Origin of the sequence: Agromyces rhizosphaerae (assembly GCF_027925245.1) — a bacterium.
GTDB classification, from domain to species: Bacteria; Actinomycetota; Actinomycetes; order Actinomycetales; family Microbacteriaceae; genus Agromyces; species Agromyces rhizosphaerae.
Genome location: NZ_BSDP01000001.1, coordinates 2,488,809 through 2,501,931 on the forward strand (window position 1 = coordinate 2,488,809; position 13,123 = coordinate 2,501,931).

A 13,123-nucleotide genomic window follows, 5' to 3' on the forward strand; every position below is an offset into this window, starting at 1 on the left:
ACCATGCAGATCGGCATGATGCTGAGCTATGCCGGCGGCTTCCGCGAGGCGGCGGCCGAGGTCGAGGCGCTCGAGCAGGCCGGGGTCGACCTCGTCGTCGTGCCCGAGGCGTACTCGTTCGACGCGGTCAGCCAGCTCGGGTTCCTCGCGGCGCGCACCGAGCGGATGCGGCTGGTCAGCGGCATCCTGCAGCTCTACACGCGCACGCCCACGCTCACGGCGATGACCGCTGCGGGACTCGACTTCGTCTCCGACGGGCGGTTCACGCTCGGCATCGGCGCGTCCGGCCCGCAGGCGATCGAGGGCTTCCACGGCGTGCCGTACGACGCACCGCTCGGCCGCACGCGCGAGGTCGTCGAGATCTGCCGGTCGGTCTGGCGGCGCGAGCGCCTGGAGCACGCGGGCAAGTACTACACGATCCCGCTGCCGGCCGACCAGGGCACCGGGCTGGGCAAGCCGCTGAAGCTGATCAACGAGCCCGTGCGACCCGACATCCCGATCCTCATCGCGTCGCTCGGCCCGAAGTCGGTCGAGCAGACCGCCGAGATCGCGGACGCCTGGCTGCCGACGCTGTTCCACCCCGAGCGGGCGCGCGACGTGTGGGGCGACGCGCTCGACGCGGGCACCGCGCGGCGCGACCCGTCGCTGGCACCGCTCGAGATCTTCGCGACCACCGCGCTCTACATCGGCGATGACGTCGCCGCCGTGCTGCCGACGGTCAAGCAGCAGATCGCGCTCTACGTCGGCGGCATGGGCGCGCGCGGCAAGAACTTCTACAACACGCTCGTGACCGGCTACGGGTACGGCGACGTGGCCGCGACGATCCAGGAGCTGTTCCTCGCCGGCCGCAAGGAGGAGGCCGTCGCGGCGGTGCCCGACGAGCTCGCGCTCGCGATGAACCTGGTCGGCACGCCCGCCCAGGTGGCCGAGCGCGTCGCGGCCTTCGGCGCCGCCGGGGTCGGCGTGCTCGCGGCGGCACCGCTCGGGCGCAACGCCGACGAGCGGCTGGCGCTCATGCGCGGGCTGCGCGCGATCGTGGGCTGAGCCGCCGACGGAGTCAGCCGACGTGGCAGGCGCCCGTGCCCACGGGTTGCGTCAGCCCCGCGGCGAGGTCCGCGACGGGGTCGAGTTCGACCATCGTGACGGCGTAGCCGACGTCGGCGACCGACTCGGCCTTGCCGAACACGACGCCCGCGACGACCCCTTCGGTCGTGAGCACGGGCCCGCCCGAGTCGCCCTGGTAGACCGCCGCCGCGAGTGTGTACACGTCGCGCGCGCGGTCGGCGAGCGTGCCGTTGAAGATCAGCGGCCCGGCCGACAGCACCTCTGCGGGCGCCAGCTCGAGCGGCCCGCCGTACGGGTAGCCCGCGACCACCGCCTCGGCGCCGGGCGGCAGGGTGTCGCCCAGTTCGAGCGGCGCCGCCTGGAGCCCGTCGGTCGCGATGACCGCGAGGTCGGCGGCCTCGTCGTAGTACACGACCCGGCCCGGCACGGGCGTGCGCCCGGGTGCCTCGACGACCGGCTGGTCGACGCCCGCGACCACGTGCGCGTTGGTCACGACCCGGTCGGATGCCACGACGAAGCCGCTGCCCGTGACCGAGATGCCGCACTGGAAGGCCGCGCCCGTGATGCGCACGACCGACTGCGTCGCCTCGGCCAGCTCCGGCCCGGCCGTGTCGACCTCGGGGATGTCGGGCGCCTCGGTCGGCTGGCCGAGTGCGTCGAAGAGCCACGGGATGGCGTCGTCGAACGCGGCCTCGCGCACCTGCGCGATCGCCGCGCGCGCCGGCGCGGGGGTGATCGCGTCGATGCCGCGCACGATCGCCGAGCCCGCGACGACGGGGGAGAGCCAGGGCACGCCCATCGCCGCGATGCCGCCGCCGAGCAGCGCGATCACGAGCGCGGCCACCACGGTCGTGGCCGCGCCGCCCAGCAGCCGGTCGACCGGCGCGAGCTTCACGGTCTCGGCGCCCCGTCGCAGCAGCTGCCCGAGCGCGCTGCCGAGCGACGCGCCGACGATGAGCAGGAGCAGCGCGGCGCCGAACGCGCCGACCACGCGCCACTGCGGCCACGGGATCCACGCCACGATCGTCGGCAGCAGCACGTAGGCGGCCACGCCGCCCGCGACGAGGCCCGCGAGCCCGCCCGCGGTGTGCAGCAGCCCGCTCTGCCAGCCGCGCACGAACGCGCCCGCGAGCGCCGCGATCAGCAGCAGGTCGAGCACGAGGGTCCAGTTCATCGCCGCACCCGATCCGCACGGGTGTACAGGTTGATGCCCGTGCCGCGGCTGAAGCCCGCGAGCGTCAGCCCCGCGGCATCCGCCTGCTCGACCGCGGCCGTCGACGGCGCGCTCACCGCCGACAGCATCGGGATGCCCGCGAGCCGCGCCTTCTGCACCAGCTCGAACGACGCCCGCCCCGAGACCTGCAGCACCGTGCCCGACAGGGGCAGCCGTCCCTCGCGAACGGCCCAGCCGACGACCTTGTCGACCGCGTTGTGGCGCCCGACGTCCTCGCGCAGGCACAGCAGCTCGCCGTCGGCGGTGAAGAGGCCCGCGGCGTGCACGCCGCCCGTGTCGTCGAACAGCCGCTGCTCGGCGCGCAACCGGTCGGGCAGCGACAGCAGCACGCCGAGTTCGATGCGCAGGGGGTCGTCGGCCACGTCGAAGCGCGACGACTTCGTCACGGCATCGAGCGACGGGATGCCGCAGAGACCGCACGCGCTCGTCGCGAGCACGCGCCGGGTGTCGGGGAGCGCGTCGGCCGCGGCATCCGGCCCCAGCGTCGCGTCGATCACGTTGTAGGTGTTCTCCTCGCCCGGCTCGCCCGCGCAGAACCGCATCGCGGCGGGTGCGCCGATGCCGAGCACGCCCTCCGAGAGGAGGAACCCGGCGACCAGGTCGAAGTCGTCGCCGGGCGTGCGCATCGTCACGGCGAACTGCTCCCCGCCCACGCGGATCTCGAGCGGCTCCTCGACCGCGAGGCGGTCCTCGCGGCGGCTCGTGGCGACCTCGTCGCCAGCGCCGACCCGCACCCGCTCGATGCGGCGGCGCATGGTCATCCGTGACATGAGTCAAGCTTCCCCCGTCTGCATCCGTTGCGGAAATCCTGTGCGGGCTCGGCCGGCGCGTGCTGGCGTAGAGTGACCGCGTCACGACCCGGCGAAGGAGCATGTGCATGGCGCGGAAGGCACCGGATACCGACATCGACGAGGCGGAACTGCGGGTCTCGGAGCCGAAGGCCCGCGCCGCCGGCGTCCCCGGGGTCGTGCACGCCCTGCAGGCATCGATTGACCAGATGGGCGTCGTGCGCAGCGCGCAGACGCTGCTGCGGGTGAACCAGAAGGACGGCTTCGACTGCATGGGCTGCGCCTGGCCCGAGGGCGACCACCGCCATACGGCCGAGTTCTGCGAGAACGGCGCGAAGGCCGTCGCCGAGGAGGCGACCCGGCGTCGCGTCGGGCGGGCGTTCTTCGCGGAGCACTCGATCGACGACCTGCGCGGCCACGACGACTACTGGCTCGGCCAGCAGGGGCGCCTCACCGAGCCCATGCTGCTGGAGGAGGGCGCGACCCACTACGCGCCCATCTCGTGGGACGACGCGTTCCGCCTCATCGGCGACGAGCTGCGCGCCATGGACGACCCCGGTCAGGCGATCTTCTACACCTCGGGTCGCACGTCGAACGAGGCGGCGTTCGCCTACCAGCTGCTCGTGCGCGGCCTCGGCACGAACAACCTGCCCGACTGCTCGAACATGTGCCACGAGTCGAGCGGGTCGGCGCTCACCGAGACGCTCGGCATCGGCAAGGGCACGGTGAGCCTCGAGGACCTCCACGAGGCGTCCCTCATCATCGTCGCCGGCCAGAATCCCGGCACCAACCACCCGCGCATGCTGAGCGCGCTCGAGAAGGCCAAGCGCCGCGGCGCGACGATCGTCGCCGTGAACCCGCTGCCCGAGGCGGGGCTCATCCGGTTCGTCGACCCGCAGTCGCCCCGTGACCTCGCGGCGGGCGGCACGAAGCTCGCCGACCGGTTCCTGCAGATCCGGCTGGGCGGCGACCAGGCGCTCTTCCAGGCGCTCGGTGCCCTGCTGCTCGAGCTGCACGACGAGCGCGGCGGCGTGCTCGACGAGGCGTTCATCGCCGCGCACACCAGCGGATTCGACGACTACGCGGCGGACGTCCGCGCACTCGACTGGGCCGAGGTCGAGACCGCCACCGGGCTCGCCGAGGCCGAGATCCGCGAGGTCGGGGCGATGGTGGCGGATGCCCCCTCCGCCATCGTCTGCTGGGCCATGGGCCTCACCCAGCACCCGTACGCGGTGGCCACGCTGCGCGACGTCGTGAACCTGCTGCTGCTGCAGGGCAACGTGGGCCGCCCCGGCGCGGGCGTCTGCCCCGTGCGCGGGCACTCGAACGTGCAGGGCGACCGCACGATGGGCATCTTCGAGCGGATGCCCGAGTGGTTCCACGACGCCATCGATCGCGAGTTCGCGTTCGCGTCGCCGCGCGCGCACGGGTACGACACCGTCGAGGCGATCCGCGCGATGCGCGACGGGCGCGCCCGTGTCTTCCTCGGCATGGGCGGCAACTTCGTGCGCGCCACGCCCGACACCGCGGTGACCGAGCGGGCCCTCGCGAACCTCGACCTGACGGTGCAGGTCTCGACCAAGCTCAACCGCTCGCACCTCGTCACCGGCCGCCGCGCCCTCATCCTGCCGACGCTCGGCCGTACCGAGCGCGACGCGCAGGCGACCGGCGACCAGCGCGTGACCGTCGAGGACTCGATGGGCATGGTGCACGCCTCCCGCGGCCGGCTGCGGCCCGCGAGCGACGACCTGCTGTCGGAGGTCGCCATCGTGACGCGCATCGCCGAGGAGGTGTTCGCCTCGGGGCATCCGCCCCTCGCCCCCGGCGGCGCACCGGCCGTCGACTGGGCCGCGTGGCGCGGCGACTACGCGCAGATCCGGCGCAGCATCTCGGCCGTCGTCCCGGGCTTCGAGGGCCTGGAGGAGGCGATCGCCGACGGGGAGAGCCTGCGCCTGCCGAACGCCCCGCGGGACGACCGGCGCTTCGCGACGGCCACCGGGCGCGCGCGGTTCACCGCGAACGCGCTCACCTACCCCGAGATCCCGAGCGGATGCCTCCTGCTCCAGACGCTCCGGTCGCACGACCAGTACAACACCACGATCTACGGCAAGGACGACCGCTACCGCGGCATCGCCGGCGGCAGGCGCGTCGTCATGCTGCACCCGGACGACATCGCGGCGGCCGGCTTCGCCGACGGCGACCTGGTCGACCTCGTCGCGGTCGCGCCCGACCGCGTCGAGCGCCGCGCGCCCCGGTTCCGGATCGTCTCGTACTCGACCCCGCGCGGCAACGCCGCCGCCTACTACCCGGAGACGAACGTGCTCGTGCCGCTCGACTCGGTCGCCGACGTGAGCAACACGCCCGCGTCGAAGTCGGTGCTGGTGCGCCTGGAGGCCGCGTCGGCGGAGTGAGACGGTGCGTGCGGTGGGCCCGGTGGGGCTCGAACCCACGACCCATGGATTAAAAGTCCACTGCTCTGCCAACTGAGCTACAGGCCCGGGCACCCAATCTACCGGGGTCGGGCGGATGCCACAGGCCCGGCCGTGCTCCGATCCGCGCGGGGTATCGTGGCCGGGGTATGAGCCGCGCAGACCACCACCGACCGATGCGGATGCCCTCCGGGGCGTTCGAGGGGTACGAGGGCGCCGAGGACCCGGCGCAGTTGAACCGCGCCGCGCACGACAGCGCGACAGCGCTGCTCGCTCGCGTTCGCGAGGATCCCGACCCCGAGGTGGTCGAGCGGCTCGTGGCGTTCACCGACGAGCACGGCATCGACACGGTCGCCGAGCTCTGGTCGCGCGCCGGCGCACGCAGCCTGCCCGGCGCGCTCTGGCGCATCTACCTGCTGCGCGCGCTCATCCGCCAGGACCCGACCGGCATGGGCTACGTCTACGAGCGCGGCGCCGAGCGTGCGACGACCGGCGACCGCGTCGTCGCGGGAGCCGCCTCGCCGACCGGCCCCGACGAGGTGCTCGCGCTCGCCGACCAGATCCTGCGCGGGGCCTTCGCCGGCGACTTCGCCATCGCCCTCGAGCGCGCCGCGTCGTTCTGCCGCATCACCGCGCTCGGCTCCGCGAGCCTCGCCGACGCGGCCGACCTGGCCGACTCCGACCGCGGCGCCTCGCTCACGACCCGTGCGCTCCGGCTCAGCCAGCTCGCGGTCGAGCTCTCGGCCTGCGCCAGGCTGTGGCGCCGGGAGCGCCTGGACTGACCGGGGCGGAACCGCACGCTCCGGCCGAGCTGAGCGACGCTCGTGGACGCGCCCGGGCGCGACCGATATCGCGCCCGGCGAACGGGAATGAATCCACCGGCGGAGACTGTTTACACTGGTCGTGGCCGGTCGCAGTAACCCCGGGCTCCAATTTTCGCCGCTACGAGCGGCCTCGCGCCGAGAGGCGTTCTGCGGCCGGCCGCCAACGTCCTCACGGGGCATCCGGTGCCACTCGCCGAGCGCGTAGCATCGTGCCATGCCCGACACGTTCACGCTGCTGATCGACCCGCTGCCGTACGACGCCGTGGTCGACGACCAGGCGCTCCAGGCGACGTTCCGCGAAGTCGACGCGGCCGAGCCGGCGCTCCGCGTGGGTGAGCTCAGCACGCAGCGCGGCGACGGCATCTTCGAGACCCTCGCGGTCGTCGACGGGCACGCGCAGGAGCTGCGCCCGCACCTCGCCAGGCTGCAGAACTCGGCGCGCATCTGCGATCTCCCCGCCCCGCACCTCGGCCAGTGGGAGGCCGCCGCTGCCCGCGCGGCGGCCGCGCTGCCGGACACGGGGGAGCAGGCGCTGAAGCTCGTGCTGAGCCGCGGCGTCGAGCACGGCCCCGCACCGACGGCCTGGCTGCACGCCTTCCCCGCCGCCGACCAGACCCGCGCCCGCACCGAGGGCCTGCGCGTGGTCACGCTCGACCGCGGCTTCGACCTCGGCACGCCCGACCGCGCGCCGTGGCTGCTGCTCGGCGCGAAGACGCTCTCCTACGCCGTGAACATGGCCGCGATCCGCGAGGCGCACCGCCGCGGCGCCGACGACGCACTCTTCGTCACGAGCGACGGCTACGTCATGGAGGGCCCGACGTCGTCGGTGATCCTCCGCCACGGCGACGTGTTCTCGACGCCCGCTCCCAGCGGGGCCATCCTGCGCGGCACCACCCAGGTGTCGCTGTTCGAGCACCTCGCGGAGATCGGCGAGACCACCGAGGTGCGCGACATCCCGGTGTCGGAGCTCGAGACGGCGGATGCCGCGTGGCTGGTGTCCAGCATCCGCATGGCCGCCCCGGTGCGCGGGATCGACGGGCGCGAACTCCCCGTCGACCCGCGCACCGCGGCGTTCAACGCGTACCTGCTCAGTCCTCGGGACTGAGCTCGTCGCCTGCCCGCTCCACTGCCGCCATCACGGCCGCAGCCACCGCGGGGGCGACGCGGTCGTCGAGCGGGCTCGGCACGATGTGGTCGGGCGCGAGGTCCTCGCCGACGATCCCGGCGATCGCGCGCGCGGCCGCGATCTTCATCTCCGGCGTGATGCGCCGCGCGTCCGCGTCGAGCGCGCCGCGGAAGATGCCCGGGAAGGCCAGCACGTTGTTGATCTGGTTCGGGAAGTCGCTGCGGCCGGTCGCCACCACGCGGGCGTGACGCGAGGCGATGTCGGGGTGCACCTCGGGGTCGGGGTTCGACAGCGCGAACACGATCGCGTCGTCGGACATCCGCGCGATCGTCTCCTCGGGCACCGTGCCCGACGAGACGCCGATGAACACGTCGGCGCCGTCGAGCGCCTCGTCGATCCCCCCGGTGATGCCTCGCGGGTTGGTGCGGGCCGCGTAGTCGGCCTTGACGCCGGTCAGGCCCGGCCGGTCCGCGTGGAGGATGCCGCGCGAGTCGAGCAGCACGACGTCGTCGACGCCCGAGCGCAGCAGGATCTCCGCCACCGCGATGCCCGCCGCGCCCGCGCCCGAGATGACCACGCGCAGCGACGCCAGGTCGCGCTCGACGATGCGGGCCGCGTTCAGCAGCGCGGCGAGCGCCACGACCGCCGTGCCGTGCTGGTCGTCGTGCATCACGGGCATGTCGAGCGCCTCGATCAGCTTCGCCTCGAGCTCGAAGCAGCGCGGGGCCGAGACGTCCTCCAGGTTCACGGCGCCGAAGCTCGAGCGCAGGCGCACGAGCGTCTCGACGATCTCGTCGACGTCGGTGGTCTCGAGCACGAGCGGAATGGAGTTGAGCCCGCCGAACCGGCGGAACAGCGCCGACTTGCCCTCCATGACCGGCAGCGACGCCGACGCGCCGATGTCGCCGAGGCCGAGCACGGCGGTGCCGTCGCTCACGACCGCGACCAGCCGGCTCGCCCAGGTGTACGCGCGGGCGGCGTCGGGGGCGTCGCGGATGGTGCGGCTCACCTGCGCGACGCCCGGCGTATAGGCGATCGACAGGTCGCGCTTCGTCTCGAGCGGCGAGGAGAGCGAGATCTCGAGCTTGCCGCCGTCGTGGGCGGAGAAGATCTCCGCGTCCGTGAGCGTGATCGGGGTGCGGGTGTGGGTCGTGGTGGGGATGGGCTCGATGCTCATCGAAAGTTCCTCCGGGTCGTCGCGGGCGCGCGGGTGCGCCACCGCAGGGGGTGCGGGTCGGCGACCTGCCGGGAGGAGTCGTCTCACCGAGCGGTCTGCCGTCGTGGGGCGGCGCGTGTGCGCCGCGCGTCCATCTGCTCACCGCTGGTGTGCGATCGCGGGCGGAACCGAAGGGGTGGTCCGGAACCGGGTGCCCCCACGCTAGCAGCGTGCGCCGGGCGACGACAGGGTCGGAGGAGGAGAAATGTGCACGCTTTTCTGCACCGTCGGGGGAGACGACGGATGCCTCGGGGAGCGCATCCCCGAGGCATCCGTGAAGTTCTGTCGCGGCGGCCTAGCCGAAGCGCCCGGAGACGTAGTCCTCGGTCGACTTCTGCGACGGGTTGGAGAAGATCGTCGTGGTGTCGTCGTACTCGATGAGCTTGCCGGGCTTGCCGGTGCCGGCGATGTTGAAGAACGCCGTCTTGTCGGAGACGCGCGACGCCTGCTGCATGTTGTGGGTCACGATGACGATCGTGTACTCCTGCTTCAGCTCCTCGATGAGGTCCTCGATCGCGAGCGTCGAGATGGGGTCGAGTGCCGAGCACGGCTCGTCCATCAGGATGACCTCGGGCGAGACGGCGATCGTGCGGGCGATGCAGAGGCGCTGCTGCTGGCCGCCCGAGAGGCCGGAGCCGGGGCGGTCGAGGCGGTCCTTGACCTCGTTCCACAGGTTGGCGCCCTGCAGCGACTGCTCCACCAGGTCGTCGGCGTCGCCCTTGGACATGCGGCGGTTGTTGAGCTTGACGCCGGCGAGCACGTTCTCGCGGATCGACATCGTCGGGAACGGGTTCGGGCGCTGGAAGACCATGCCCACCTGGCGGCGCACGAGCACCGGGTCGACGCCCGGGCCGTAGAGGTTGTTGCCGTCGATCAGCACCTCGCCCTCGACGGATGCGCCGGGGGTGACCTCGTGCATGCGGTTCAGGGTGCGGAGGAAGGTGGTCTTGCCGCAGCCCGACGGCCCGATGAACGCGGTGACGGAACGGGGCTCGATCTCCAGGCTCACGCCCTCCACGGCGCGGAACTTGCCGTAGTAGACGTTGAGGTCGTTGACTTCGATGCGCTTGGACACGGGTTTCCTTTGCTGGCCCTAACGGCCGGTCTTCGGGGCGAAGGTGCGGGCGACGAGGCGCGCGACGAGATTCAGGGCCATCACGATGATGATCAGGGTGAGCGCACCGGCCCACGCGCGATCGAGGTAGGCCTCGGGCGGATTGCCCTGGTTCGCGTACTGCGTGTACACGAACACGGGGAGCGAGCTCATGCGGCCCTCGAACAGGTTGTAGTTCATGCTCGCGGTGAAGCCGGCGGCGATGAGCAGCGGCGCGGTCTCGCCGATGACGCGGGCGATCGAGAGCATGATGCCGGTCGTGATGCCGGCGATCGACGTGGGCAGCACGACCTTCACGATCGTGAGCCACTTCGGCACGCCGAGCGCGTACGACGCCTCGCGCAGCTCGTTCGGCACGAGCCGCAGCATCTCCTCGCTCGAGCGCACGACGACCGGGATCATCAGCACCGCCAGTGCGATCGAGCCGGCGAATCCCGTGCGAGTGCCCGGGCCGAGGAAGATCGAGAACAGCGAGTAGGCGAACAGGCCCGCGACGATCGAGGGGATGCCGGTCATGACGTCGACGAGGAAGGTGATGCCGCGGGCGACGGCGCCGCGGCCGTACTCGACCAGGTAGATCGAGGTCATGAGGCCGATCGGGATCGAGATGAGCGCGGCCATGCCGGTCATCTCGAGCGTGCCGATGATGGCGTGCAGCGCGCCGCCGCCCTCGCCGGTCACGTTGCGCATCGAGTACGAGAAGAACTCGACGTCGAATCGTGCCGCACCGAGGCTGACCACGGTCCACGTGACCGAGATCAGCGGGATCATCGCGATCACGAACGCGCCGATCACGAGCGCCGTGACGAAGCGGTCCATGCCCCGGCGCCGGCCCTCGACGAGCGAGGAGAACAGCCAGGTGCTGAACGCGTAGAGGAGCCCGCCGATGATGAGCCAGCCCGCGTAGTTGAACTCGGCCTCGGAGGCGATGGCGATCAGCAGGAGCACGGCGCCGACCACGGCGAAGGAGACGCCGAACACGACCCAGAGCGCATAGGTGGGCAGCTTCGCCGCCGCGAGGGCGTTCTCGACCGAGGTCGAGCGGGCAGCGGGGCGGGTGGTCGTCGTGGCCATCAGTTCGCTCCCGAGAATTCCTTGCGGCGGCTGACGACCCAGCGGGCGATCGCGTTGACGCCGAACGTGACGATGAAGAGGATGAGGCCGGTCGCGATCAGCACGTTGATGTTGATGCCGTACGCCTCGGGGAAGCTCAGGGCGATGTTCGCCGCGATCGTGGAGGGGTTCACCGAGGTGAGCAGCTGGAAGGTGACCGCGCCGGTCGCCGACAGCACCATGGCGACGGCCATGGTCTCGCCGAGCGCGCGGCCGAGGCCCAGCACGCCGGCCGAGAGCATGCCCGGTGCGCCGAACGGCAGCACCGCGGTGCGGATCATCTCCCAGCGGGTGGCGCCGAGGGCGAGTGCGGCCTCCTCGTGCAGCACGGGCGTCTGCAGGAAGACCTCGCGGTTGATCGCGGTCATGATCGGCAGCACCATCACGGCGAGCACGACCGCGGCGGTGAGGATCGTGCGGCCGGTGCCGGAGACCGGGCCCGCGAACAGCGGGAACCAGCCCATGTTGTCGACCAGCCAGGTGTAGAGCGGCTGCACGGCCGGGGCCAGGACGCCGATGCCCCAGAGGCCGAAGACGACCGAGGGCACCGCCGCGAGCAGGTCGACGATGTAGCCGAGCATCGAGGCGAGCCGGCGGGGCGCGTAGTGCGAGATGAAGAGCGCGATGCCGATCGACAGGGGCGTCGCGATGAGGAGCGCGAGGGCGGCGGCCCAGACCGTGCCGAACAGCAGCGGCCAGACGTAGTCCCAGAAGTTGGTGGTGAGGATCGACGCGTCCTCGGAGGTCGCGAACAGCGCCGGGATCGACTGGACGATCAGGAAGATGGCGACGGCACCGAGCGTCACCAGGATCATCGCGCCGGCGAAGACCGCGGAGCCCGAGAAGACGCGGTCGCCCGCTCGCTGCTTGCCCCGGATCGGCGGGGCCTTGGTGGTCGTCGTCATCGGGTTCGGATCCTCGTGTTGGGTGGAACTGGTTGGAGGCCGGCAACGGTGGTGCCCGACCCCGCGCGAGTGCCTCTCACGGGGTCGGGCACCAACCTATTACTGAATCGAGTCGATCGCAGCCGTGGCCAGCTCGCGCAGGCTGTCCGAGATCGGAGCCGAGCCGGCGGACTCCGCCGACGCCTCCTGGCCCTCGGGGCTGGCGATGTAGCCGAGGTACGCCTTCACGAGCTCGACGTTGGCCGAGTCGGCGTACTCCTCGCAGGCGACCAGGTAGCTGACCAGCACGATCGGGTAGGTGCCCGACGCGGTGGTGTCGCGCTCGAGCTCGATCGCGAGGTCGAACTCCGAGCGGCCCTCGACGAACGGCGAGGCGTCGACGATCGCGGCAGCGGCCTCGGGCGAGTACGGCACGTACTCCTCGCCGACCTTGACCGCGACGGTGCCGAGGTCGCCGGCGCGAGACGCGTCGGCGTAGCCGATGGTGCCGGTGCCGTTGGTCACGGCGTCGACAACGCCCGAGGTGCCCTGGGCGGCCTCGCCGCCCTCGAACGGCCACACGCCGTCGGCCTCGTAGGTCCACACGTCGGGCGCGGCCGCGCCGAGGTACTCGGTGAAGTTCTCGGTGGTGCCCGAGTCGTCGGCACGGTGCACGGCGGTGATCGCCTGGTCGGGCAGCTCGACGCCGTCGTTCTGCGAGACGATCGCGTCGTCGTTCCAGTTGGTGATCTCACCGGCGAAGATGCCCGCGAGGGTGTCGGCGTCGAGGTTCAGCGACTCGACGCCCTCGAGGTTGAAGATCACGGCGATCGGCGAGATGTAGAGCGGCAGCTCGATGATGTTCGTGTCGGGGGCGCAGGCCTGGAAGTTGCCCTCGGCGATCTCCTCGTCGTTGAACGCGCGGTCGGAACCGGCGAAGTCGCTCGCGCCCTCCTGGAAGGTCTCGCGACCGGCGCCGGAGCCGGACGGGTCGTAGTTCACGGTGACGTCGGGGTTCGCCGTCTGGAACGCGGCGATCCACGCCTCCTGGGCGGAGCCCTGCGACGAGGCGCCGGCGCCCACGAGGGTGCCGGAGAGCGACGAGTCGGTCGTGTCGTCGGACGACGCGCCTCCCTCGTTGGCTGCGCAGGAGCTGAGCGCGAGTGCTGCGGCAGCGGCGATTGCGGCGGGGGCGCCGAAACGCTTGAGATTCACGTGATTCCCTTCCGGGTTCGGATGCAGGTGTCGTCCCGGAGATCTCCGGCACGGCTGCGACGCTACGCAGGACGCTTAACGGATCCTCGCCCGGTCGGTGAACGCGAGGTGAACG

The 13,123-nt window shown here is 72.0% G+C and carries 11 protein-coding genes and 1 tRNA gene; 4 read left to right on the top strand and 8 right to left on the bottom strand.

What is annotated here, in order from left to right; translation table 11 throughout:
- Window positions 1-3: 3 nt before the first annotated feature.
- Complete coding sequence (locus tag QMG39_RS11705; RefSeq protein ID WP_281885170.1) at window positions 4-1,044, top strand: LLM class F420-dependent oxidoreductase; 1,041 nt, start codon at window positions 4-6, stop codon at window positions 1,042-1,044.
- A 13-nt stretch (window positions 1,045-1,057) separates the two neighbouring features.
- On the opposite strand, the gene QMG39_RS11710 is transcribed toward QMG39_RS11705, so the two are convergent.
- Entirely contained in the window at window positions 1,058-2,239 is a 1,182-nt protein-coding gene (locus tag QMG39_RS11710; RefSeq protein WP_281885172.1) for a MarP family serine protease, read from the bottom strand.
- Window positions 2,236-3,069, bottom strand: a complete 834-nt coding sequence (fdhD, locus tag QMG39_RS11715; protein ID WP_281885174.1) for a formate dehydrogenase accessory sulfurtransferase FdhD — start codon at window positions 3,067-3,069, stop codon at window positions 2,236-2,238. The genes QMG39_RS11710 and fdhD overlap by 4 nt, the downstream gene beginning before the upstream one ends.
- Window positions 3,070-3,176: 107 nt before the next feature.
- Here fdhD and QMG39_RS11720 point away from each other — a divergent pair, with 107 nt between their 5' ends.
- Window positions 3,177-5,498: an FdhF/YdeP family oxidoreductase gene (locus QMG39_RS11720; protein WP_281885176.1), complete on the top strand. Its 2,322-nt coding sequence runs from the start codon at window positions 3,177-3,179 to the stop codon at window positions 5,496-5,498.
- Between the two features lie 14 nt (window positions 5,499-5,512).
- On the opposite strand, the gene QMG39_RS11725 is transcribed toward QMG39_RS11720, so the two are convergent.
- Window positions 5,513-5,585: transfer RNA gene (locus QMG39_RS11725), tRNA-Lys, on the bottom strand.
- Between the two features lie 80 nt (window positions 5,586-5,665).
- Here QMG39_RS11725 and QMG39_RS11730 point away from each other — a divergent pair.
- Window positions 5,666-6,298 (top strand): DNA-directed RNA polymerase subunit beta, encoded by a 633-nt coding sequence (locus QMG39_RS11730; RefSeq protein WP_281885178.1) that lies wholly within the window; start codon window positions 5,666-5,668, stop codon window positions 6,296-6,298.
- 256 nt (window positions 6,299-6,554) lie between these two features.
- Window positions 6,555-7,445, top strand: a complete 891-nt coding sequence (locus QMG39_RS11735) for an aminodeoxychorismate lyase (RefSeq protein WP_281885179.1) — start codon at window positions 6,555-6,557, stop codon at window positions 7,443-7,445.
- Here the strand turns inward: QMG39_RS11735 and QMG39_RS11740 are convergent.
- From QMG39_RS11740 to QMG39_RS11760, 5 genes are all read right to left on the bottom strand, one after another.
- A complete protein-coding gene (locus tag QMG39_RS11740; RefSeq protein WP_281885182.1) occupies window positions 7,429-8,643 on the bottom strand; it encodes an NAD(P)-dependent malic enzyme in 1,215 nt (404 codons plus the stop codon). The genes QMG39_RS11735 and QMG39_RS11740 overlap by 17 nt on opposite strands.
- A 334-nt stretch (window positions 8,644-8,977) precedes the next feature.
- Entirely contained in the window at window positions 8,978-9,757 is a 780-nt protein-coding gene (gene pstB / locus QMG39_RS11745; protein ID WP_281885184.1) for a phosphate ABC transporter ATP-binding protein PstB, read from the bottom strand.
- 18 nt (window positions 9,758-9,775) lie between these two features.
- A complete protein-coding gene (gene pstA, locus QMG39_RS11750; RefSeq protein ID WP_281885186.1) occupies window positions 9,776-10,870 on the bottom strand; it encodes a phosphate ABC transporter permease PstA in 1,095 nt (364 codons plus the stop codon).
- Window positions 10,870-11,814 (bottom strand): phosphate ABC transporter permease subunit PstC, encoded by a 945-nt coding sequence (gene pstC, locus QMG39_RS11755; RefSeq protein ID WP_281885188.1) that lies wholly within the window; start codon window positions 11,812-11,814, stop codon window positions 10,870-10,872. The genes pstA and pstC overlap by 1 nt, the downstream gene beginning before the upstream one ends.
- Window positions 11,815-11,913: 99 nt before the next feature.
- Entirely contained in the window at window positions 11,914-13,008 is a 1,095-nt protein-coding gene (locus QMG39_RS11760; protein WP_281885190.1) for a phosphate ABC transporter substrate-binding protein PstS, read from the bottom strand.
- Between the last annotated feature and the right edge of the window lie 115 nt (window positions 13,009-13,123).